The organism is Streptomyces sp. Tu 3180, from assembly GCF_009852415.1.
Classification (GTDB): domain Bacteria; phylum Actinomycetota; class Actinomycetes; order Streptomycetales; family Streptomycetaceae; genus Streptomyces.
In genome coordinates, this window is sequence record NZ_WOXS01000002.1 from 5,433,540 (window position 1) to 5,457,023 (window position 23,484).

Consider the following 23,484-nt stretch of genomic DNA (forward strand, 5'->3'; position numbering starts at 1 on the left):
CGCGACGTGGGACGCCACAGCCGCCGTGGGCCCGCCCCGAAGGGCGACACCGCGGACACAACTGCAGCACGCAGCGGCCGGGACGGCCGCGAAGCCCGGGGAGAGACCCGGCGGGACGGCCGGCGGGAGGCCCGTCCGGGGCCGGCCGGAACGCCTCCCGGCGCGCCCGAGGCGTACGGGACCCCGGTGTACGGCACGCCGGGCGGCGCGGTGCCACGCCTCCCGGACGGGTGGCTTCCGGACGGCACGCCGGCGCACGGCTTCCCGCGCCTGCCGGACGGCACGCCCGCTCACGGCGTCCCGCGCGCCTTCGACGGCACCCCGGCGCACGGTGTCCCCCCGTTCCCCGACGGCACCCCCGCCCACGGCACCCCCCGGGTCCGCGGCGGCCACCCCGAGCAGCGGGAACCCGGCGGTGGCTGGGGGAAGTTGACGGGGCGGCCGGCGGGAGGCCCGCCCGGGACCGGACACGGCGTGCCGGCCGGGGCCGAGGTGCCCCTGCCGCGGCAGCGGCAGGCGCCCCCCGGAGGCCCGCGGCAGGACTACCTGGACGCCTTCGACGAGGCCGGCGACCTCTTCACGCCGCGCCCGCCCGCCGCCGCGCCGCGCCCGCCCGCCGCCGCGCACCCCGCGGACCCGTACGCCGCCGTCACCGACTGGACCACCGCCGCGGGCACCGCCGTCGCGTCCGGCCCCGGCGACGACGCGCCGCCCACCGGTGAGCCCGCGCGGAACAGGGGCGGCAAGGGGCGGGCGTTCACCGGGATCGCGGCCGCCGCCGTCACCACGGTGCTGGCCGTGGTCGTGGCCGGCCAGGTCGCCGACGAACACGGCGGCACCGACGTACAGGCGCAGTCCGCCGTCGACCGGGCGCGTGACGTCCGGGACCCCGCCTCGCGCGGGGACGACCGGGAGACGCCCGGCGGGGTGTCCGGCGCCGAGCCGCTGACGTACGAGCAGAAGATGGAGCGGAGGTACCCGCTCGGCGCCACGCTCGCGGGCTCGGGGAAGTTCGACGCGATCCCCGGCATCGACAAGGCGCCGGGCACGGGGCAGAAGATCACCTACCGGGTGGACGTGGAGCAGGGCCTCGGCCTCGACGGCGAACTCTTCGCCGAGGCCGTGCAGAAGACGCTCAACGACGACCGCAGCTGGGCGCACAACGGCGCCCGCACCTTCGAGCGCATCCACTCCGGCCGGCCCGACTTCGTGATCACCCTCGCCAGCCCCGGCACCACCGCCGACTGGTGCGCCAAGTCCGGCCTGGACACCACCGTGGACAACGTCTCCTGCGACTCGGCGGCCACCGAACGCGTGATGATCAACGCGTACCGGTGGGCGCAGGGGGCGGAGCCGTACGGCGACGAGATCCACGCCTACCGCCAGATGCTGATCAACCACGAGATCGGCCACCGCCTGGGCTACGGCCACGTCACCTGCGACAAGGACGGCGAACTCGCCCCGGTCATGCAGCAGCAGACCAAGTTCGTGGACCACGACGGCATCGACTGCCGGCCGAACCCGTGGCCCTACCCGAAGGCCTGATCCCCTGACGGGGCGAAACGCGCCCCGCGCAGGAAGGTTACGCCCGTTCACCCCTTTTGGTGGTGCGATGGACAACCGTCCATCGCACCACCGCCTTGTCCGCATACGTTCGTCCCGCTGCGAGCCGCCGGACCAACGGCGGCTCCCCATACGGGAGATCGGGGGTGCACACGTGCGCATCGGACTGCTTACGGAGGGTGGTTATCCGTATGTGAGCGGTGGCGCCGGGCTCTGGTGCGACCGCCTCGTGCGCGGACTTCACCAACACGAGTTCGACGTCTACGCGTTCAGCCGCAGCGAAGCCCAGGAGGACGCGGGCTGGGTCCCGCTGCCGCCGCAGGTCGGCAGGGTGCGCACCGCGCCGCTGTGGGCGGCCGAGGACGACGGGGTGGTGTACGGCCGCCGCGCGCGCCGGCGCTTCACGGAGCACTACGGCGAACTGGCCGCCGTGCTCTGCGCGGCGGTGGACCCCGCCGCCCCCGGAGCCGCGCCTGACGCCGCCCCCGGCGCACGGCCCGCGGCGACGCCCGGCGCACGCCGTGAACCCACCGGGACGGCCCGTGTGTCGCCCGAGGCGGACCGTTTCGCCACCGCCCTGAACGGCCTCGCCGAACTCGCCCGCGACGAGGGCGGCCTGGTGGCCGCCCTCCGCTCCGAGACCGCCGTACGCGCCCTGGAACGCGCCTGTCGTGCGCCCCGCGTCCTGCGCGCCGCGCGCGAGGCCCGCGTACCGGATCTGCTGGCCGTCGCCGCGCACCTGGAGCAGGCCCTGCGCCCCCTCTCGCTCGACTGGTACGAGGAGGACGGGCTCGGCGCGGTCGACCTGTGCCACGCCACGGCCGGCGGCGCGGCCGCCCTGCCGGGCCTGCTCGCCCACCACTTCTTCGGCATCCCGCTGCTGGTGACCGAGTACGGCGTACGGCTGCGGACGCACTACCTGACCCGTCCGGACTCCTCGCCCGCGGTCCGCTCCCTGCTCGCCGCCTTCCACGGCAGGCTCGCCGCCGAGACCTACCGCCGGGCCGCGTTCGTCACCCCGGGCAACGCCCACGCCCGCCGCTGGCAGGAACGCTGCGGCGCCGACCGGGCCAAGCTCCGCACGGTCCACCCCGGCATGGACGCCGCGCCCTTCGAGGAGGTCGGCGAGTCACCCGGGCGCGGGGACCCGCGCACCCTGGTCTGGGTCGGCCGTGTGGAGCCCGCCAAGGACCTGGTCTCGCTGCTGCACGCCTTCGCGGAGATCCACAAGGAGGAGCCCGGGACCCGACTGCGGATCATAGGCGGCCCCTCCGGTGCGGAGGGCGCCGGCTATCTCGGCCACTGCAAGGCGTTGGCCGCGCAGCTCTTCCCGGACGAGGCCGAGGGCCCGCACTCCGTCGGTGACAACCCGGTGTCCTTCGAGGAGATCGGCGGCCCGGACCTGCCCACCGCCGCCGACGCGTACGCCTCGGGCGCCGTGACCGTTCTGTCCAGCGTCGTCGAGGGGTTCCCCGCCGGGCTGGTCGAGGCGATGTTCTGCGGGCGCGCGACGGTCTCCACGGACGTCGGCGCCGTCGTGGAGGCCATCGGCGGAACGGGCCTCGTCGTCCCGCCGCGCAACCCGCGGGCGCTCGCCGAGGCGTGCGTGTCCCTGTTGCGCGATCCCGCGCGCCGCGAGCGCCTCGGAGCCGCCGCGCGCGCCCGCGCACTCGAACTGTTCACCGTCGAGCAGAACGTCGCGGCGTTCCAGGGCCTGTATCTGGAGACCGTCGCGCGCACCCCGGTCCGCCGCCTCCTGCTGAACGACGGCGGCGACCCCCTGCCCTTCGCCACCCCCGCCGAGGCCCACGTCCCCGGCCACTGGACCGACCCCGCCCCGCGCGCCCTCCCCACATGGGCGACGAGCACACCCGTACGCGCCACGCCGGCGCCCGCGACGGAGGCAGCCCGATGAACGACCTGGGCGCACCGCACCGAGAGACAGCGGAGCCCGGCGGCCCGCGGTCCCCCGAGCCGGACGGCCGGGCCACCGCCCCGGCGGCCGACCCCGCCCCCACCGCCCGCCGGGGCGCGGCCGATCCGGTCAAGGCACTCCTGCACCGTCACCGCGAGCTGTGCGAACGGGCCGTGGACCCCCTGGAGATCGCGGCCGGCCTGGAGGCCCACGGCGTCACCGACCGGACCGCCGCGCGCTTCCGCCACCGGGACGTCTTCTCCCTCGCGGAGGAGCTGTACGCCCGCGTCCCCCGCGACGGCGAGACCCGGCCCGCCCCGGCCACGGCCGCCCCCGGGGCGCGCGCCGACTGGGTGGTCCTCACCCTGCTCCCCGGAGCGCTGTGCGCCGCTTCCCTGGCCGCCCTGCGCCTCACCCACGGCCAGACCCGCCTCCTCGCGGCGACCGCCGGCGTCCTCGCCGTCGCCCTCGCCCTGCGCGCGGCACTGCGCCGAGGCCCCCTGAGCACCGGCGACCACGTCTCACCCGCCCCGCGACGCCCCGCCACCGCGTCCTGGACCTGCTGGCTCGTCGGCTACGCCCTCCTGGGCGACGGCCTGCTCGGCACCGCGGTCACCGGCGGCCCCGACGGCCTGCCCACCGGCACCGCCGAGGGGGACTGGCCGCTCACCGCCGCCCCGGTCCTGGCCCTCGCCCTGTCCTGCGCGCCCGCGGCCTGGACCGCCCACCTCTTCCGCGCCCGCGCCCGCCGCAGGCTCGTCTCGAGCCGGGGCCTGGAGGACTTCGCCGCTTCCGTCCGGCCCGTACTGCTCGGCGCGTTCGCCCTGTACCTGGGCGCCCTGGGAGTGCTCCTCGCCCTTTCGGCCGCACTCCTCGACGCACCCCCCGCCCACCCCCGGACCCTCGCCCTGGGCGCCCTCCTCTTCCTGGCCCGCCTCCTCGCGGTCCACGGATTCACCCACGCCCCGAGGGTGGTCCTCGCGGCCACGGCCGTCGCCCAGGCAGCGGCCCTGGCCACGGTCTTCGCGGCCCGCCTCCCCGGCTGCGGGCCGCTGGCCGCCCCCGTGGACGCGCTGGCCACCGCCTGGGGCCCCGCCGCCGTCCCCACCCTCACCTGCGGGGCGGCGGCCCTGGTCCTCCTGGTCCACGCGTCCCGCACACTCGCCCGGGCCTCGGCCCACACCCACCCGGAGCAACCGCGGTGACCGGCCGGGCTCCCCGCGCGGGCCGCGCGAGCCGGGCGGGCACGGCCCGTGCCCGCGCACGGCGCGAAGGCGGGCCGAACGGCGGACGTCCGGCAGCCGCGCGCCGCTCCCGCCCCCCACGGCTCCCGCCCCCCACCCCCACGCATCCGCATCCGAAGGAGAACCCCACATGACCACCCGCCCAGCAGCTCCGGACGCCGAAGGAGCCGCCCGATGAGAGTCCTGCTGATCGGATCCAACGGTTACATCGGCCGCTTCGTCGCCGACCGCCTGCTCGCCGACCCGGCCGTCCAGCTCACCGCCCTCGGCCGCGGCGACGACGCCGACGTCCGCTTCGACCTCGCCACCGGCAGCCCCGGCGCCCTCACCCGCTTCCTCGACGCCGTCCACCCCGGCGTGGTGGTCAACTGCGCCGGCGCCACCCGGGGCGGTGCCCGCGAGCTCACCCGGCACAACACCGTCGCCGTCGCCACCGTCTGCGAGGCCCTGCGCCGCAGCGGCTGCGGCGCGCGTCTCGTGCAGATCGGCTGCAGCGCGGAGTACGGCCCGAGCCAGCCCGGTTCCTCCACGGCGGAGGACGCCGTCCCCCGCCCCGGCGGCCCGTACGGCGTCAGCAAGCTCGCCGCCACCGAGCTGGTCCTCGGCTCCGGCCTGGACGCCGTCGTCCTGCGGGTCTTCTCACCCGTCGGCCCCGGCACCCCCGCCGGCTCCCCGCTCGGCCGCCTCGCCGAGGCCATGCGCCGCGCCATGCAGACCGGCGACGGCGAGCTGAGGCTCGGCGGACTCGGCGCCCAGCGGGACTTCGTCGACGTCCGTGACGTGGCCCGCGCCGTCCACGCCGCCTCGCTCTCCGCCGCACAGGGCGTCATCAACATCGGCTCGGGCCGCGCCGTCCGCCTGCGCGACGCCGCCGGGATCCTCGCCCGCGTGGCCGGGTACGGCGGCACCCTCACCGAACTGGACGGTCCCCCCGGCCCCCACGGGGCGCACGCGTCACCGATCTCGCACGCCGCGCACGCCTCCCACACGGGCCACCCCGCCCACCTCAGGGCCACCATCGGCCATCCCCGCGCCGAAGCGGACCACCACGCGCCTCCGGTCGCGTACCCGTACCCGGACGGCTGCGGCGGCTGGCAGCAGGCCGACGTGCGCACCGCACGCGACCGGCTCGGCTGGCGCCCCCGGATCAACCTCGAGGAGTCCCTGGCCGACATCTGGATGGAGGCGGCATGCCGTATCTGACCAGCGTCAGACCGGGCACCGCGGGCACCGGCGTCCGAACCGGCTTCGGCGTCCCGGGCTTCGCGCACCCCCTCGTCGCCCCGGCCGAGTGGAGGGAACTCACCCGCCCGGGCGCCCCCCTGCACTGGGTCGTCCTGAACGTGGCCGACGGCCCCGGCGTCCGGCCCGACCCGCACTGCCTGGAGGCGGCCGGCCGCCTGCGCAACGCAGGTGTCCGCGTCCTCGGCCACGTCGACGCCGCGTACGGCCTGCGCACCTTCGGCGAGGTGATCTCGGACGCCCACCGGTTCCTCGACTGGTACCGGGTCGACGGCTTCCTCCTGGACCGCTGCCCGGCCGACCGCGCCGGGCTCCCCGAGGTCCGGCGCACCGTCACCACGCTCCGGGTGATCCGTGACGGTGCCCACATCGTCCTCGGCCACGGCACCCACCCGTACCCCGGATACGCCGACGACGCCGACCAACTGGTCACCTTCTCCGGACCCTGGAGCGACTACCGCTGGTCGCAGGCGGCGGAGTGGACCGCCGACCATCCGCCCGAACGCTTCTGCCACTTCGTGCACGGGGTGCCCGGACCGCACCTGGAGGAGGCCCTGCGCATCGCCCGCTGGCAGGGCGCCGCGACGATCTACTTCACCGACCACACGGGCCGCGGCGGCCGCACCGATCCCTGGGAGCCGCTGCCCGGCTACTGGGACGAGATCGTCTCGAACATCGGGACGGGTGTCTCGGAATGAAAAAGGCCGTGGCACTGTTAAGCGGAGAACAACCGTAGTGATCGACCGACCAACGGAGTCCCCGTGTCGCTGCCACCCCTGGTCGAGCCGGCCCCCGAGCTCACCGTAGACGAGGTCCGCAGGTACTCCCGCCACCTGATCATCCCCGATGTGGGGATGGACGGGCAGAAGCGGCTGAAGAACGCCAAGGTGCTCGCCGTGGGCGCGGGCGGGCTCGGCTCGCCGACCCTGATGTACCTGGCGGCAGCCGGTGTCGGCACGCTCGGCATCGTGGAATTCGACGAGGTCGACGAGTCGAACCTGCAGCGCCAGGTCATCCACAGCCAGGCCGACATCGGCCGCCCCAAGGCTGAGTCCGCCCGCGACACGATCCAGGGCATCAACCCGTACGTGAACGTGGTCCTTCACGAGGAGCGGCTCGAGGCCGACAACGTGATGGACATCTTCAGCCAGTACGACCTGATCGTCGACGGCACGGACAACTTCGCGACCCGCTACCTGGTCAACGACGCCTGCGTGCTGCTGAACAAGCCCTACGTGTGGGGCTCGATCTACCGCTTCGACGGCCAGGCCTCGGTCTTCTGGTCCGAGCACGGTCCCTGCTACCGCTGCCTCTACCCGGAGCCCCCGCCCCCCGGCATGGTCCCCTCCTGCGCCGAGGGCGGCGTCCTGGGCGTGCTGTGCGCGTCCATCGGCTCCATCCAGACCAACGAGGCCATCAAGCTCCTCGCCGGCATCGGTGAGCCGCTGGTCGGCCGCCTGATGATCTACGACGCCCTGGAGATGCAGTACCGCCAGGTCAAGGTCCGCAAGGACCCCGACTGCGCGGTCTGCGGCGAGAACCCGACCGTCACCGAGCTCATCGACTACGAGGCCTTCTGCGGCGTCGTGTCCGAGGAGGCCCAGGCGGCGGCCGCCGACTCCACGATCACTCCCAAGCAGCTCAAGGAGTGGATCGACGACGGCGAGAACATCGAGCTCATCGACGTCCGCGAGCCGAACGAGTTCGAGATCGTCTCCATCCCGGGCGCCCGCCTGATCCCCAAGAACGAGTTCCTCATGGGCAACGCCCTGGAGGGCCTGCCGCAGGACAAGAGGATCGTCTTGAACTGCAAGACGGGTGTCCGCAGTGCGGAAGTCCTTGCGGTCCTCAAGTCCGCGGGCTTCTCCGACGCCGTCCACGTCGGCGGCGGCGTGATCGGCTGGGTCAACCAGATCGAGCCGCAGAAGCCGGTCTACTGATCACCCCTTCCGCCGGCCGGCGGGCCTGACGAAGCCCACGGCTCCGACCAGTTCGGATGCCGTGGGCTTCCGCCTGCGCGCCGGCCCTCGTGTGCCGGTCCTGGACGCGGCGACGACCGTGGGGGCGTTTGTGCCGTCGTTTCCGTCGTGCCCGGCTGTGGGCTGGTACGTCCGGCGCGGCAGGGAGGCGTGACCACCGCATGAGGGGTTCGCTCGGCGGCGGTTGGCACCGTTGGCGTCGGGTGGCTGGTCCTCGGAGGACCGGCCCGGTCCGCCGTCGCCCGGCACTGTCGACGCCCGTCGTCGACGCCGGGCGACGGCTGCGCCGTGCGCTGCGGCTGCTCCGCGTCGGCCGGCACAGGCTCATCCCCGACTGCCGACTCACCCGTCTGGATCTCTCGGACTGTGCAGGTGGTGCGATCGGCGTGACGCTGGAAGCCAAGCCCGTGGGACGGCTGGAGAGGCAACCCGGTGCGCTGGGTCCACCCGTCGAGCCGGGGAGTGGCCGGTTACCCCGCCGCGCTTCTGCTGCGCCGGACGTCCTCATCCCGGTGACCCCATGACGGGGGGTGCTCCGTACTGCCCGTCCTCCAGGAGCGTGATGATGGCCCGGAACCGCTGCCTGATCCTGAGCTCGCCGTCCGAAGTCTGGAGCCTGCTGTCCGACGGCCACCGCTACAGGGAGTGGGTGACAGGAACCCAGCAAGTCCTCGCCGTGGACCCGCATTGGCCGGACGTAGGCGCCCGACTGAAAGTCCGCGTCGGGGCCGGCCCTCTGACCCTCGAGGACACCTGCATCGTCCGCATCTCCGAACCGCGACACCGCTTGCAACTGGAAGCGAAGGCAGAACCCTTCGGTGCGGCTCGCATCGCCATGAAGTTGACCCCCTGGGGCGAGCACACCCTCTTCACCCTCGATTGGCACCCCCTCCGGGGCCCCGGCACGCGGATGCACGGGCTCCCGGTGGATTACTTCATCAGGGTCCGCAACGGCATGATGCTGACGAAGCTGGCTCGGATCGCGGTGCGCGAGCATGCCGTGAGCGTCTGAGGCGCCTTCGAACACCCGAGGCGGTTCACTGCTCGTGCAAGGCCACCCACCAACGTCGGCAGGCGGCCTTTTCCCCTGTGCCACGGCAGGATCCGAACCTGCGACCCCCGCTTGAGGGGAGAGGCTGGGGCATCGGGCCGGCGACCTGCTGATTCACCGGTCGAGTCGGCGGAGCCGGACACACCCACCAGCCACCCTCGTTGACCGTGGCTGCCTCCCGCATCTGCCCTTGCGGCACGGCGACCGCTTCGTCCGGAAGCAACTCGGGTGAGGGTTATGCCTGGGCACGCAACGCCTCTGAGCTGCCGCGGTCGTCCATGGATGTGCGCGCGTGTCCGCCCGTGCCTGTCGGCGCTGTCACGCGGTCACACACTCACCCCTGGCGAGTCCATCAGTCAGTGACCCGGTACCGAAGAGCCTGCTCTCCGGTCGCGTCGCCCGGTCGCTGTGCGATCTCCGATGCGATCGAGTCCGCCGACTCGGAGCCGTAGCCGTAGCCGTAGTCGAGGTGGGGGCTTCGGGTGCCGCGGGCCTCCGAAGCTCCCGCCCTCGTCATGAGCAGACCTTGCCGTCCTCGGGGACCGTGCCGTTCAGGAGGTAGGCGTTCACCGTGGAGTCGACGCAGTCGCTGCCGCTGCCGTACGCGCCGTGTCCCTCGCCCTTCCAGGTGAGCACCACGCCGACGCCCTCGCCCAGCTCGTCCGCCATCCTCCGGGCGCCCTCGTACGGCGTGGCCGGGTCGCCGGTGTTCCCGACCACCAGGACCGGGTCCGCACCCGGCGCGCTCACCTCCGGGGTGACGTGCCGGCCGGGCACCGGCCAGTCGTGGCACCAGCCGGCCGTGTCCCAGCCGAGGAAGGCCCCGAACACGGGCGAGATCTCCTCGAACTCCGGCAGCAGCTTCTTCGTCTCCGCCACGGTCGGCCGCTGCTTGTCGTCCAGGCACGATATGACCCGCTGCGAGTGGGTGCTCGTGCCGTAGCGGCCCGAGGAGTCGCGTTCGTTGTAGCCGTCGGCCAGCGCCAGCAGCTCCGTGCCGTCTCCCTTCTCCGCCGCCCGCAGCGCGCTGGTCAGCGCCGGCCAGCCGGACTTGCTGTACAGCGGCAGGACGATGCCGGTCAGCGCCAGCGTCTGCGTCAGCTTCCGTCCGGACGAGGACGTCGGCAACGGCTCCGCGTCGATCCGCTCCAGCAACTCCGCGATCTCGCGTGAGCCCTCCTGCGGATCCCGGCCGGTGGACTTCAGGTAGTTGTCGAGCGCCAGCTGGAAGCCGCGCGTCTGGTTCCTGGCGTGGCCCACCGCGTCGGCACTCGGGTCGACCACCGCGTCGAGCGTCATCCGGCCCACCTTCTGCGGGAACAGATGGGCGTAGACGCCGCCGAGTTCGGTGCCGTAGGAGATGCCGAAGTAGTTCAGCCTGTCGTCGCCGAGGGCCTGCCGGATGCGGTCCATGTCGCGGGCGGTGTCGGTGGTCGACACGTGGGCCATCAGCTTCCCGGCGGCCTCCTGGCAGCCCCGGCCGAAGTCGGCGGCGTCCTCGAGGTACGCCCGCTCCTCGGCCGGCGTGTCCGGGGTGCCGTCCACCGACGATTCGGCCGCCCGGATCTCCGCGTCGTCACGGCAGCGGATGCCCTCGCTGGCGGCCACCCCGCGCGGATCCCAGCTCACCAGGTCGTACCGCTCGCGCAGCTCGGCGGCGGTGTCGGCGTAGGACGGCATCGTGGACACGCCGGAGCCGCCCGGGCCGCCGAAGTTGAACAGCAGTGAGCCGAGACGGTCGTCCCCCGTGGCCTTCGCCCGGATCAGCGCCAGCCCGATCGTGGTGCCGTCGGGCTCCGACCAGTCCAGCGGCACCCGGAGCGTGGCGCACTGCCAGTCACCGCCCGGGGCGGGGGCGTCCCCCGAGGCCTTGCAGCGGCCCCAGTCGAGTGCCGTCCCGTCGTTCTTGCCGTCGTCGCCGGACGAGCCGCAGCCCACCGCCAGCAGCGTGATGACGGCCGTCAGAGCCGCCCACCGTGTGATACGCGTCATGTGGCGCCTTCCCCCCCTCGCCGACCGTCCGCGCCGTGCCGCGGATGGCGGTCAGGCCATGGTAGGCAGATCCGCCTCCCACCGGGGCACCCTGTGGAAAACGTTCTGACCTGCAGTTTTCAGACGGTGTCTGCTTCAGGAGCAGACGGTGCCGGACGCGGGCACCTTTCCGTCCAGGAGATAGCCGTCCACCGCGTCCCGCACACACCCGTTCCCGCTGTTGTAGGCCCCGTGCCCCTGCCCCTCGTACGTCAGCTCGACACCGACTCCCTCACCCAGCGCCCGCGCCATCCTGCGCGCCCCCTCGTACGGCGTGGCCGGGTCGCCGGTGTTGCCGATCACCAGGATCGGGGCCGCGCCGGGTGCGCTCACCTCGGGACGGTCGGCGGCCCCCGGGACCGCCCAGTCGGTGCAGCCGATCAAGCCCCAGGCCAGGTGGTCGCCGAACAACTCGGACGCGGCCCGGAACGCGGGCAGCCCGCGCTCCACGTCCCCGACGCCGTAACGGGGCTTGTAGTCGGCGCAGTTGATGGAGACGTTGGCGGGGACGAGGTTGTTGTACTCACCGTTCCGGTCGCGCCCGTTCGAGGAGTCGGACAGCACCATCAGAATCGTTCCGTCGCCGTTGTAGGCCTCCTCCAGGCCCTGGGTGAGGAACTCCCAGAGTTCCTGGGAGTACAACGCCTGGAGGATCCCGTCGACCGCCGCGGCCTGGGTCAGCTCGCGCGGGGGGAGACCGGGGATCGGCTCGGCGTCGAGGTCCTCCAGGAGCCCGGCGATACGGTCCTCCACCTCCTGCACGCTGTCGCCGACGGGGCAGCCGCCGGCCCGGGAGACGCAGTGCTCGGCGTAGTTGCCGAGCGCGAGCTGGAAGCCCCGGGCCTGTCCGAGCGAGACCTGCTCGGGGGTCCGTGTGGGGTCGACGACCGCGTCGAACACCGCCCGGCCCACCTTCTGCGGGAACAGGTGGGCGTGGACGCCGCCGAGTTCGGTGCCGTAGGAGATGCCGAAGTAGTGCAGTTCGTCGTCGCCGAGGACCTGGCGCATCAGGTCGAGGTCGCGGGCGGTGTCCGTGGTGCGCACGTGCGGCAGGATCCGTTCGGAGTTCTCCTCGCAGGCCGCGTTGAACTCCTTGGTGCTGTTCAGGAGCTCGGTCCGCTCGGCGGCGTCGTCGGGGGTCGCGTCCTGCTGGAGGTAGGCGTCGAGCTGCCGGTCGCTCACGCAGCGCACGGGCGCGCTGTCGCCGACCCCGCGGGGATCGAAGCTCACCAGGTCGTAGCGGGTGCGCAGGGTCTCGTACTCCTCGCCGAACGCGGGGAGCGTGGCGACGCCCGAAACGCCAGGGCCGCCGAAGTTGAAGATCAGGGACCCGATGCGCTCGTCCGGTCCGCCGCTCGACCTCGCGCGGATCAGCGCGAGGTCGATGGTGTCGCCCCCGGGCTCGTCCCAGTCCAGGGGCGCCTTCAGGGTGGCGCAGCTCCACCCGGCTCCGTCCGGCAGGGGCGAGGGGGCCGGACCTCCGCCCTGGGCCTCGGACTGGGCCGGGCAGTCCTTCCAGCTGAGCTCCTGCTGCGTCAGGTCCGCGTACCCGTCGTTCCCGTCGTCCCCGCCGCAGCCCGCCAGCAGCGCGGACAGCAGTACGGCGCAGACGGTCGGGGCGGCGGCACGCAGGCGGAAGGGGCGGGGCATGCCTCCATCCTGCGGCGGTCCGGGGCGGGGCGCGCGGGGCACGGGCCGTACGGGGTAAGGACCCGGGACCGGTCCCACGGCGTCCGCCCCCGCCGTGCCCGCCCTCGCGCCCCTACAGTGCTTCCTTGCGCGTGAGGTGGTTGAAGGCCAGCCATCCCGGCAGTACCGGCAGCCACAGCGTCAGCAGCCGGAACAGCAGCACCGCCGGCGCGGCGACCTCCTTGGGGAGCCCGACGGCGATCAGGCCGACCGTCAGGGTCGCCTCGACCGCGCCCACACCGCCCGGCGTCGGCGCCGCCGACCCCAGCGCGTTGCCGGCGAGGAAGACGACGGCGACACTGGCGATGCTGATCGAGGTCGTCTCGTCGCCGAACGCCCGGATCGAGGCGTCCAGGCACATCACGAAGCAGGCCGTGAGCAGCAGCATGCCGCCGATGCCGGTGACCAGCTTCTGCGGCCGCTGCAGCACGTCGAGCATGCGCGGCACGACCCCGGCGAAGAGCGACCGCACGCGCGTGACGACGAACTTCCGCAGGAACGGCACCGAGGTCACCACGAGCATCAGCACCGCCACCGTCAGCAGCCCCGCGATGACCGTGCGGGACGGCGACAGGGAGGGCGTCTTCTCGGTGCCGGTCAGATAGCCGAAGGACAGCAGCATCAGGATGTGACAGCCCAGCCCGAACAGCTGGGAGGCGCCGACGCTCGCCACCGCGAGCCCCGGCCGCACCCCCGCGCGCTGGAGGAAGCGTGTGTTCAGGGCCACGCCGCCCACCGCCGCCGGGGCGACGATCTTCACGAACGACCCGGCGACCTGTGCCGCCACCGTCCGCAGGAACGGCACCCGCTCCGGCACGAACCCCAGCAGCGCCAGAGCGGCCGCGAAGTAGCTGGCCGCCGAGAACAGCACGGCCGCGGCCACCCATCCCCACTCGGCGTTGGCGATCAGCGGCCCGAACTCGATGTGCGTGAGCTGGGTCAGCAGGAAGTACGCGCCGATCGCGCCGGCGATGAAACTGATCATCGTCCGCGGCCGCACCCGCTCCAGGCGGGCCGGTTCGACCGGGGCCTGCGGCCTGATCCGCAGCACCTCGTGCCGGATCTGGGTGAGGAGGTCCTCCTCGCGCGCCCCCTCCAGGGCCTCGTCGATGGCCCGCTTCTCGGCCCGCTGTTCCGCGCGTACGGACTTCTTGTCGGGCTTCTCGAGCACGGGCTTGTCGGTGTCGTCGGCGGCCGCCTGCTCGGCGCGCAGCAGCCGGGCCTGCCGGGAGGCCTCCAGGACCGCCTCGCGCTCGCGCTCCGCCCGCTCCCGGGCGAGCCTGCGCAGGGTCGCGCGCGTGGAGCGGCTCAGCGCGATGGGCTGGAGCATCGGCAGGCAGTCCGCCACGGCGTCGGGACCGAGGACGCTCAGCGCGGAGGCCACCGCCCGTTCGGCGCCCACCCTGAGGCCCAGCGTCACGAGCAGCTGGGAGACGTCCATGCGCAGCAGCAGATCGCCGGCCGCGATCTCGCCGATGCGCAGGTCGCTGAGGATCACCGTGCCGGAACGGTCCACCAGGATCGCGTCGCCCACCAGCCTGCGGTGCGCGATGCGGCGGGACTGCAGCGCCCGTACCTGGTGCCAGGCGTCGCGCAGCAGTTCGTCGGTGATCTCCTCGTCCGGCAGCGAGTCGAGTGTGCGCCCGCCGCTGTGCTCGTAGACGAGCATGACCGCGTCGGGCCCGAGCTCGGAGGCCGCGATCAGCTTGGGCGCGTTGGCGCCGGCCGCGATGGCCGCGTACGCCAGCAGGGCTTCCTGTTCCAGGGCCTGGCGCAGTGACTGGAGGCTGCTGCGGGTGGCGAAGCCGCGCAGGGTCAGATTGCGCCACGCGCGGTAGAAGAACCCCTGCGCCTGCTGCTCGCGGTCGACCACCGTCACGTCCAGCGGCGGGCCGTCCTCCAGGGTGACGAAGTACCGGCGTCCCCGGTCCCCGGCCTCGGAGGCGTCGCCGGACTCCTCGCGGGACGCGCTCACGGGACGGAAGCCGACGGTGCGCAGGCCCGCCATCAGGGTCCGGCCGGTGGGGCGCACGTTGGGCGAGCCGACCGCGTAGAGGGTGCCGTAGGCGACGGTCCAGCCGATCAGCACCGTCAGGATGATCGAGAACGGGGTCGTGTACCCGGTGACGAGCATCGAGAAGGCGTCGAGGAGCAGGACCACCCACAGCACCGCGCGCCATCTGGGTCTGCGGGACATGCCGACGGCCGTCATGTACGCGATGACCGGGGCCAGGTAGCCGTGCACGGGATCGGTCAGGGCGTTGATGTCGCCGGGGGAGGGCTGGGTGAGCGCCTCCTGGATCGAGCCGGGGGCGGCCCGCGCGACCCACAGGTCCGTGGCGAGGGTCACGCCGTGCGCGAGGACGGCGGCGAGCACGCCGTCGGCGATGCGCAGTCCGTCCCGTTTGATCAGCCGCTCGATGGCGAAGGCGACCGGCACCAGGAGGATCGCGATGCTGGAGGCCAGGCCCGCGATCTTGATGAACAGGTCGGGTGCCTGCCCGGTGCCCTTGGTGATGTCCTGTTCCAGGCCCGAGGTGGTGCCGTGGGCGAACGCGGCGATCGCCAGCAGCACCACGACGGCGAGGACGCCCACGAGGAGCCGCATGAGGTCGGACGGGCGGTGCACCCGCGCGGGCAGCAGGGGTTCGTCGCCCTCGACCTCGTCGATGTGCGCCGCGTCGGCGTCGTCGCTGTCCAGGGCGGCCTTCCTCCCGGCCGCCCGGGTGCCGGCGCCCTCGGGGCCGGCTTCCTCCGGGTCGGCGCTCGCGGTGTCCGGGCGCGACGAGGCGTCAGGGGTGCCCTCCGTGTCCCCGGGGTGCGCGCCCTGCTGCTTCATCGTCTCTTCTTGGTCTCGTATCACCAGTCACCGCCCGCACGATGGTGGCATGCCGCACCGGCACGAGGGGGCATCAGGGTCCATGTGCGGGGCCGCACAGTCTGCCCGAAGCGGTGCGCCGGGGCGAGGCGGGCGCACACGCGCGCGTGCGCCCGGCGTTGTCGGTGGGGTGGTGCAGGATGGGCCGGATGAGTCAGGAGAGCCTTCCGCCCGATGCCGCCCCGGAGCCCCCGGACGCCCTGCCCGAGTACGCCGAGCAGGTCCTCGAGGTGGCCGAGCTGATCCCGCCGGGACGCGTCATGACGTACGGCGACGTGGCGGAGTGGCTGGGGGAGGGGGGTCCCCGGCAGGTCGGGCGCGTGATGGCCCTCTACGGGGGCGCCGTGCCGTGGTGGCGCGTCGTCCGCGCGGACGGTGTCCTGCTGCCGGGCCACGAACTGAGGGCACTCGGCCACTACCGCGCGGAGGGCACGCCCCTGAGGGAGGCGGACCGGGCCGCTCAGGGCCACGTGCCGCGCCTCGACATGAAGCGTGCGCGGTGGGACGGCGGTGGACAGGGCGAGGGTCACACCTGACAGCTTCCGCCATCGCGCGCGCCGCCGTGTGACCTCTGCTCCGTCATGGGGAAACGGAACACGTCCGTGGCATGACGTACGTTCGTGAGGGAGGGGACGAGCGTGTCGTGAGTGCCGTGCGGGAAGAAGCGGAAGCCCTGCTTCCATACTTTTCACCGGCGTAGCGTCGGCAGCGCGAGTCCCCCTCACCCCGGGTCCACCGCCACCCACGCGCGGCGGACCGCCCACCAGCACACCCACCAGGACCGGCGAACCACGTGAGCTCCTCTTCCTCCACCAGCGGCCTGTCGCACCCCCAGGTGCGGCGGGGGAGCCGTGGCGCTTATCGACTGGTGCGTACCCCGCCGGCTCGCATGGATCCCCCTCGACTGGACGCCGCACAGCGCTCCGTGGTTGACCACGAGAGCGGACCACTGCTCGTCCTCGCAGGCCCGGGCACCGGGAAGACCACCACGCTCGTCGAGTCCGTGGCCGCGCGGATCGCCCGCGGCGGGGACCCCGAGCGCATCCTGGTGCTGACGTTCAGCCGCAAGGCGGCCGTCGAGCTGCGCGACCGCATGGCCCTGCGCATGGGCGCCGCGCGCGCCCCGCAGGCGACCACCTTCCACTCGTTCTGCTACGCCCTGGTCCGCGCCCACCAGGACGGCGACCTCTTCGCGGAACCGCTGCGGCTGCTGTCGGGCCCCGAGCAGGACGTCACGGTCCGGGAACTGCTCGCCGGCCAGGTCGACCTGGAACGGCTCGGACTCGCCCACGTGCGCTGGCCGGACGAACTGCGCGCCTGCCTGACCACCCGCGGTTTCGCCGACGAGGTCCGCGCGGTGCTCGCCCGCAGCCGCGAACTGGGCCTCGGCCCCGACGCCCTGGACGCCTTCGCCCGCCGCATCGGCCGCCCCGACTGGCGCGCCGCCTCCGCCTTCCTCGCCGAGTACCTCGACGTCCTCGACCTCCAGGGCGTGCTCGACTACGCCGAACTGGTCCACCGCGCGGTGCTCCTCGCCCGCCGCCCGGAGACCGCCGGACGGCTGGCCGCGCGGTACGACGCCGTCTACGTCGACGAGTACCAGGACACCGACCCGGCCCAGGTGCGCCTGCTGCGCGCCCTGGCCGGGGAGGGCCGCACCCTCGTCGCCTTCGGCGACCCCGACCAGTCGATCTACGCCTTCCGGGGCGCGGACGTGGGCGGCATCCTGGAGTTCCCGCACGCGTTCCCCCGCGCGGACGGCCGCCCGGCCCCGGTCGGGGTGCTGCGCACCTCACGCCGCTCCGGCGCCGCCCTGCTGGCCGCCACCCGGCTGGTGACCCGGCGCATGCCGCTGCCCCGCCTGCCCGCCGAGAAGGTCCGCGCCCACCGGGAGCCGGTCCCGGTGCGGGAGGGCGGCCGGGTCGAGGTGTACACCTACCCGACGCCCGGCACCGAGCTGGACAACATCGCCGACATCCTGCGCAGGGCCCACCTGGAGGACGGCGTCCCCTGGAGCGACATGGCCGTCCTGGTGCGCGCCGGCTCCCGCACCCTCCCCGTCGTCCGCCGCGCGCTCACGTCGGCGGGCGTCCCCGTGGACGTCGACGGCGACGACCTGCCCCTGCGCCACGAGCCGGCGGTGGCCCCGCTGCTGACGGCCCTGCGGGTGGTGGCGACGGCGGCGGCCGAGGGCCCCGGCCGGGCCGCGGGGACCGCGGGAGAGGGGACCGGCGGGGCCGCCGCGGACGCGGACCGTCCCGGCTCCGGCACCGACGACGTGCCGGAGCCGTACCGGCTCGACACCGAGACCGCCCTCACCCTGCTCACCTCCCCCCTCGCCGGCATGGACGCCGCCGACCTGCGCCGCCTCGGGCGGGCCCTGCGCGAGGAGGAGCGGGCCGCGGGCAATCCGCTGCCGCCGCCCTCGGACGAACTGCTCGCGCGGGCGCTGGCCGAGCCGGAGCGGCTGGCCGTGCACGACCCCGCGTACGCGCGCGGCGCCCAGCGCCTCGGCGCCCTGCTGCGCAAGGCCCGCGAGCGCCTGGCCGGCGGCGGCACGGCCGAGGAGGCCCTGTGGGACCTGTGGGACGGCACGCCGTGGCCCCAGCGCCTGGAGCGCTCCGCCCGGCGCGGCGGCGCGGCCGGGCGCAACGCCGACCGGGACCTCGACGCCGTGTGCGCGCTGTTCGCGACCGCGGCCCGCGCGGAGGAGCGCACCGGTGGCCGCGGCGCCCTGAACTTCCTGGAGGAGATCGAGGCCGAGGACATCGCCGCCGACACCCTCACCCGGCGCGCCGTCCGTCCCGACGCGGTGCGCCTGATGACCGCGCACCGCTCCAAGGGCCTGGAGTGGCGCCTGGTCGTCGTGGCCGGGGTCCAGGAGGGCCTGTGGCCGGACCTGCGCCGCCGCGGCTCCCTGCTGGAGGCCGACCGCATCGGCCGCGACGGACTCGCCGAACCCCTCACCCCGGGCGCCCTGCTCGCCGAGGAGCGACGCCTGTTCTACGTGGCCGCCACGCGCGCGCGTGAACGCCTGGTCGTGACGGCGGTGAAGGCGCCCGCGGACGACGGCGACCAGCCCTCCCGCTTCCTGACCGAACTCGGCGTCGAACCCAAGGACGTCACCGGGCGCCCGCGCCGCCCCCTGTCCGTGGCCGCGCTCGTCGCCGAACTGCGGGCCACGACGGTCGACCCGCGCGTCTCGGACGCCCTCCGCCGGGCCGCGGCCCACCGGCTGGCCCGGCTCGCCGCCCTCGCCGACGACGACGGCCGTCCGCTCGTCCCGTCCGCGCACCCCTACCGCTGGTGGGGCATGTTCGAGCCGACCGAGTCCAGGGTGCCGCTGCGCGACCGCGACCAGCCGGTGGTGCTCTCCGGCAGCGCCCTCGACCAGCTCGCCAACACCTGCGCGCTGCAGTGGTTCCTGGGCCGCGAGGTGAAGGCCGACGCCCCCGCGACCGCCGCCCAGGGCTTCGGCAACGTGGTGCACGTCCTGGCCGACGAGGTGGCCTCCGGACACACCCCGGCCGACCTCGACGTCCTCATGGAGCGCCTCGACTCCGTGTGGAACGCGCTGGCCTTCGACGCGCCGTGGAAGTCGGCGCAGGAGAAGGAGAACGCGCGCGTCGCGCTCGAACGCTTCCTGAAGTGGCACGTCATGGACCGCGCCGGACGCACCCCGGTGGCCAGCGAGCACGACTTCGACGTCACCCTCGAGGCGGGCGACTACCAGGTCCGCATCCGCGGCCAGATGGACCGCGTCGAGGCCGACGGCGAGGGCCGCGCCTACGTCGTCGACTTCAAGACCGGCAAGCAGGCGCCCAGCTCCGCCGAGGTGGTCCGGCACCCGCAGCTCGCCGTCTACCAGCTCGCCGTGCGCGAGGGCGCCGTCGACGAGGTCTTCGACGGGGCGCGCCCCGAACCGGGCGGCGCCGAGCTCGTCCAGCTGCGCCAGGGGGCCGCCAAACGGGACGGGGGCGAGGCCCTGCCCAAGGTGCAGGCCCAGCAGCCGCTGGAGGGGGAGTGGGTCGGCGACCTGCTGGCCACGGCCGCCGGCAAGGTCCTCGACGAACGGTTCACCCCGACCGCGGGGCAGCACTGCGCCCACTGCGCCTTCCGGGCCTCCTGCAGCGCCCGGCCCGAGGGGCGGCACGTGGTCGAGTGACCGGCGTGACGCATCGCACCACCCGTGCCGACCTGCGCTTTCGTCGTCCCCGGAGGGTGATCCGGCATCACGTGTCAGTGTCCGCCGCTAGCCTCTGCGTGTGCCCGCCCGCATCACCGAACCCGATCAGCTCAAAGAACTCCTCGGCATCCCCTTCACCCCGGAGCAGACGGCCTGCATCACCGCGCCGCCCGCCCCGCAGGTGATCGTGGCCGGAGCCGGGTCGGGCAAGACCACGGTGATGGCGGCCCGCGTGGTCTGGCTGGTCGGCACCGGCCAGGTCGCCCCCGAACAGGTGCTCGGCCTCACCTTCACCAACAAGGCCGCCGGCGAGCTGGCCGAACGCGTCCGCAAGGCGCTGATCAAGGCCGGCGTCACCGACCCCGATGCCATCGACCCGGACAACCCCCCGGGCGAACCCGTGATCTCCACCTACCACGCCTTCGCGGGCCGCCTGCTGACCGACCACGGCCTGCGCATCGGCCTGGAACCGACCTCCCGCCTGCTCGCCGACGCCACCCGCTACCAGCTCGCCGCGCGCGTCCTGCGCGAGGCCCCCGGCCCCTACCCGGCGCTGACCCGCTCCTTCCCCGACCTGGTCGGCGACCTCCTCACCCTGGACGGCGAACTCGCCGAACACCTCGTACGGCCCGAGGACCTGCGCGCCCACGACACCGAACTGCTGCGCGCCCTGGAGAACACCAGGCTCACCAACGCCGACCTGCGCAAGGTCCCCGAAGCGGCCGCCGCGCGGCGCGAGCTCGCCGACCTCGTGCTGCGCTACCGGGCCGCCAAACGCGAACGCGACCTGCTCGACTTCGGCGACCAGATCGCCCTGTCGGCCCGGCTCGCCGCGATCCCCGAGGTCGGCCGCGTGCTGCGCGACGAGTTCCGGGTGGTCCTCCTCGACGAGTACCAGGACACCTCGGTCGCCCAGCGCGTCCTGCTGGCCGGCCTGTTCGGCGACGGCACCGGCCACCCGGTGACCGCCGTCGGCGACCCCTGCCAGGCGATCTACGGCTGGCGCGGCGCCTCCGTCGCCAACCTCGACGACTTCCCCGAGCACTTCCCCCACGCCGACGGCCGCCCCGCCACCCGCCAGTCGCTCAGCGAGAACCGCCGCAGCGGGGGCCGCCTGCTGGACCTCGCCAACGGCCTCGCCGAGCCCCTGCGCGCCCTGCACGAGGGCGTGGAGGCCCTGCGCCCGGCCCCCGGCGCCGAACGCGACGGCATCGTGCGCTGCGCCCTGCTGCCCACCCACGCCGAGGAAATCGACTGGATCGCCGACTCCATCGCCCACCTCGTGCGCACCGGGAAGGCGCCCGGTGAGATCGCCGTGCTGTGCCGCACGGCGACCGACTTCGCCGAGATCCAGGGCGCGCTGGTCGCCCGGGACGTCCCCGTCGAGGTCGTCGGCCTGTCCGGGCTGCTGCACCTGCCCGAGATCGCCGACCTCGTCGCCGTCTGCGAGGTCCTCCAGGACCCCGGCGCCAACGCCTCCCTGGTGCGGCTGCTGACCGGCCCGCGCTGGCGCATCGGCCCGCGCGACCTCGCCCTGCTGGGGCGGCGGGCCCGGCTGCTGGTCTCCCACGCGCGCGTGGAGGGCGACGACGACCCGGACCGCCGGCTCGCGGAGGCCGTGGAGGGCGTCGACCCGTCCGAGGTGGTCTCGCTCGCCGACGCCCTCGACACGTTCCTGGAGACGCCGCTGGACGGCCGCGGGGACGACGACGGACTGCCCTTCTCGCCGGACGCGCGCGTGCGCTTCGCCCGCCTGGCCGCCGAACTGCGCGACCTGCGCCGCTCCCTGGCCGACCCCCTGATGGACGTCCTGCACCGCGTCCTCGCCGTCACCGGCCTGGAGGTCGAGCTGTCGGCCTCCCCGCACGCCCTGGCCGCCCGCCGGCGCGAGACCCTGTCCAACTTCCTCGACGTCGCCGCCTCCTTCGCCGCCGGCGACAACGAGGCGACCCTGCTCGCCTTCCTCGGCTTCCTGCGCACCGCCGCCCAGTACGAGAAGGGCCTCGACAACGCGCTGCCCGGCGGCGAGAACACCGTCAAGGTGCTCACCGCGCACAAGTCCAAGGGCCTGGAGTGGGACGTCGTCGCCGTCCCCGGACTGGTCACCGGCACCTTCCCCAGCGGCCAGGGCCGCGAGAAGTGGACCGCCCAGGGCAAGGTGCTGCCGCACGCGCTGCGCGGCGACGCCGACACCCTGCCCGACGTCACGTCCTGGGACTCCCGGGGCCTGAAGGCCTTCCACGAGGCGATGAAGGAGCACCAGCACACCGAGGAACTCCGCCTCGGCTACGTCACCTTCACCCGCCCCCGCTCCCTCCTGCTCGGCTCCGGCCACTGGTGGGGACCCAGTCAGAAGAAGCCGCGCGGCCCCTCCGCGTTCCTCCAGGCCCTCCACGACCACTGTGCCGCCGGGTACGGCGAGATCGAGGTGTGGGCCGACGAGCCCGCCGAGGACGAGGAGAACCCCGCCCTGCACCGGGCCACCGGCGACCGGCTGTGGCCCCTGCCCCTGGACGACGACGCCCTCGCCCGGCGCCGCGCGGCCGCCGAGACCGTCCTCGCCCACCTCGACCGCCTCGCCGACGGCCCCGGCGACCATCCCGACGACCACCCGGACGACCACCCCGTGGCCGTCCACGACCCGGACACGTACGACGACCCGGACTGGCCGCCGCCACCGGACGACGAGGACCCCTTCCCCGAGGAGGAAGCCCCCTTCCCGGCCGGCGACCCGGACGACTGGGACTCCTGGACCACCGACCGTCCCGTCATCCCGCACCAGGCGAGGGCCCCGGAGTCCGCCACGGGGCCCGGCGCACCCGGGGGCGCGCGCCCCCGCCCCGCGGATGCCGCGCGGCCGGGCGCCACAGGGGGGACAGGACGGCCCGGCACCCCGCGGCCGCGCCCCGCCGAGGAGACCGGGACGCCCCGGCTCACCCCCGAGGAGGCCCGCACCGTCGCCTCCTGGGACCGCGACCTCGACGCCCTGGCCGGAGAACTGCTGCGCACCCGCGAGGGCGTCACCGACGTCCCGCTGCCCACCTCGCTCACCGCCTCCGAGCTGCTGCGCCTGGCCGCCGACCCGGACGGCTTCGCGCAGGAGCTGGCCCGCCCCATGCCCCGCCCGCCGCAGCCCGCCGCGCGCCGCGGCACCCGCTTCCACGCCTGGGTCGAGGCCCGCTTCGAGGAGCTCACCCTCCCCATGCTGGAGCCGGAGGAACTGCCCGGCAGCACGGCCGAGATCGCCGACGAGCGCGACCTCCAGGCCCTCAAGGACGCCTTCGAACGCACCGAGTACGCCCACCGCACCCCCCACCGCGTGGAGGCCCCCTTCCAGCTGTCGATCGCCGGACGCGTCGTCCGGGGCCGCATCGACGCCGTCTACAAGGAGGGCGACGGGGACGGGGCGACGTACGAGATCGTCGACTGGAAGACCGGCCGCGCCCGCACCGCCGACCCGCTCCAGCTCGCCGTGTACCGGCTCGCCTGGGCCGAGCAGCAGGGAGTCCCCCTGGAGTCCGTCGGCGCCGCGTTCCTGTACGTGCGCACCGGCGAGGTCGTACGCCCCGACGACCTGCCCGACCGGGCCGCGCTGGAGCGGCTGCTGCTCCGGGACCCGTCCGACGGGACGGACGGTGGGACGTCCGGCGGGACGCCCGGTGAGATACCGCACTCCGAGGACGCCGGCGCGGGCCGATAGGCTCGT

The 23,484-nt window shown here is 74.3% G+C and carries 13 protein-coding genes; 10 read left to right on the forward strand and 3 right to left on the reverse strand.

Going from position 1 to position 23,484, the window contains the following annotated elements; genetic code table 11:
* Window positions 1-6 precede the first annotated feature (6 nt).
* The 7 genes from GL259_RS25550 (at window position 7) to GL259_RS25580 (ending at window position 8,955) form a co-directional block, all read left to right on the forward strand.
* Window positions 7-1,545: a DUF3152 domain-containing protein gene (locus tag GL259_RS25550; RefSeq protein ID WP_159535664.1), complete on the forward strand. Its 1,539-nt coding sequence runs from the start codon at window positions 7-9 to the stop codon at window positions 1,543-1,545.
* A 172-nt stretch (window positions 1,546-1,717) separates the two neighbouring features.
* Window positions 1,718-3,478 (forward strand): DUF3492 domain-containing protein, encoded by a 1,761-nt coding sequence (locus tag GL259_RS25555; protein ID WP_159535665.1) that lies wholly within the window; start codon window positions 1,718-1,720, stop codon window positions 3,476-3,478.
* Complete coding sequence (locus GL259_RS25560; RefSeq protein WP_243762387.1) at window positions 3,475-4,683, forward strand: hypothetical protein; 1,209 nt, start codon at window positions 3,475-3,477, stop codon at window positions 4,681-4,683. Before GL259_RS25555 ends, GL259_RS25560 begins: the two co-directional genes overlap by 4 nt.
* Window positions 4,684-4,896: 213 nt before the next feature.
* Window positions 4,897-5,925, forward strand: coding sequence for an NAD-dependent epimerase/dehydratase family protein (locus tag GL259_RS25565; protein WP_159535666.1), 1,029 nt, complete (start codon window positions 4,897-4,899; stop codon window positions 5,923-5,925).
* Window positions 5,913-6,662, forward strand: coding sequence for a spherulation-specific family 4 protein (locus tag GL259_RS25570; RefSeq protein ID WP_159535667.1), 750 nt, complete (start codon window positions 5,913-5,915; stop codon window positions 6,660-6,662). The genes GL259_RS25565 and GL259_RS25570 overlap by 13 nt, the downstream gene beginning before the upstream one ends.
* Before the next feature lie 63 nt (window positions 6,663-6,725).
* Window positions 6,726-7,904, forward strand: coding sequence for an adenylyltransferase/sulfurtransferase MoeZ (moeZ, locus tag GL259_RS25575; RefSeq protein WP_159535668.1), 1,179 nt, complete (start codon window positions 6,726-6,728; stop codon window positions 7,902-7,904).
* A gap of 604 nt (window positions 7,905-8,508) precedes the next feature.
* The gene (locus tag GL259_RS25580; RefSeq protein ID WP_159538974.1) at window positions 8,509-8,955 is read left to right on the forward strand and encodes an SRPBCC family protein; all 447 of its coding nucleotides are present in this window, start codon (window positions 8,509-8,511) and stop codon (window positions 8,953-8,955) included.
* A gap of 552 nt (window positions 8,956-9,507) precedes the next feature.
* Here GL259_RS25580 and GL259_RS25585 read toward each other — a convergent pair.
* From GL259_RS25585 to GL259_RS25595, 3 genes are all read right to left on the reverse strand, one after another.
* Window positions 9,508-10,986, reverse strand: coding sequence for an alpha/beta hydrolase (locus GL259_RS25585; protein WP_159535669.1), 1,479 nt, complete (start codon window positions 10,984-10,986; stop codon window positions 9,508-9,510).
* A gap of 135 nt (window positions 10,987-11,121) precedes the next feature.
* Window positions 11,122-12,675 (reverse strand): alpha/beta fold hydrolase, encoded by a 1,554-nt coding sequence (locus tag GL259_RS25590; RefSeq protein ID WP_159535670.1) that lies wholly within the window; start codon window positions 12,673-12,675, stop codon window positions 11,122-11,124.
* Between the two features lie 112 nt (window positions 12,676-12,787).
* Entirely contained in the window at window positions 12,788-15,553 is a 2,766-nt protein-coding gene (locus tag GL259_RS25595) for a lysylphosphatidylglycerol synthase transmembrane domain-containing protein (protein WP_159535671.1), read from the reverse strand.
* Between the two features lie 188 nt (window positions 15,554-15,741).
* Between GL259_RS25595 and GL259_RS25600 the strand changes: the two genes are divergently transcribed.
* From GL259_RS25600 to GL259_RS25610, 3 genes are all read left to right on the forward strand, one after another.
* The gene (locus GL259_RS25600; protein ID WP_159535672.1) at window positions 15,742-16,128 is read left to right on the forward strand and encodes an MGMT family protein; all 387 of its coding nucleotides are present in this window, start codon (window positions 15,742-15,744) and stop codon (window positions 16,126-16,128) included.
* 257 nt (window positions 16,129-16,385) lie between these two features.
* Window positions 16,386-19,757 carry an ATP-dependent DNA helicase gene (locus GL259_RS25605; RefSeq protein ID WP_159535673.1) on the forward strand — a complete coding sequence of 1,124 codons (3,372 nt, stop codon included), beginning with the start codon at window positions 16,386-16,388 and terminating at the stop codon, window positions 19,755-19,757.
* A gap of 100 nt (window positions 19,758-19,857) precedes the next feature.
* Window positions 19,858-23,478 carry an ATP-dependent DNA helicase gene (locus tag GL259_RS25610; protein ID WP_159535674.1) on the forward strand — a complete coding sequence of 1,207 codons (3,621 nt, stop codon included), beginning with the start codon at window positions 19,858-19,860 and terminating at the stop codon, window positions 23,476-23,478.
* Window positions 23,479-23,484: the final 6 nt, after the last annotated feature.

Bases quoted from the DNA above. Each gene is read 5' to 3' on its own strand.
- GL259_RS25560 (WP_243762387.1), top strand. From the start codon at position 3,475: ATGAACGACCTGGGCGCACCGCACCGAGAGACAGCGGAGCCCGGCGGC.
- GL259_RS25565 (WP_159535666.1), top strand. From the start codon at position 4,897: ATGAGAGTCCTGCTGATCGGATCCAACGGTTACATCGGCCGCTTCGTC.
- GL259_RS25570 (WP_159535667.1), top strand. From the start codon at position 5,913: ATGCCGTATCTGACCAGCGTCAGACCGGGCACCGCGGGCACCGGCGTC.
- GL259_RS25580 (WP_159538974.1), top strand. From the start codon at position 8,509: ATGGCCCGGAACCGCTGCCTGATCCTGAGCTCGCCGTCCGAAGTCTGG.
- GL259_RS25585 (WP_159535669.1), bottom strand. From the start codon at position 10,986: ATGACGCGTATCACACGGTGGGCGGCTCTGACGGCCGTCATCACGCTG.
- GL259_RS25590 (WP_159535670.1), bottom strand. From the start codon at position 12,675: ATGCCCCGCCCCTTCCGCCTGCGTGCCGCCGCCCCGACCGTCTGCGCC.
- GL259_RS25595 (WP_159535671.1), bottom strand. From the start codon at position 15,553: ATGAAGCAGCAGGGCGCGCACCCCGGGGACACGGAGGGCACCCCTGAC.
- GL259_RS25600 (WP_159535672.1), top strand. From the start codon at position 15,742: ATGAGTCAGGAGAGCCTTCCGCCCGATGCCGCCCCGGAGCCCCCGGAC.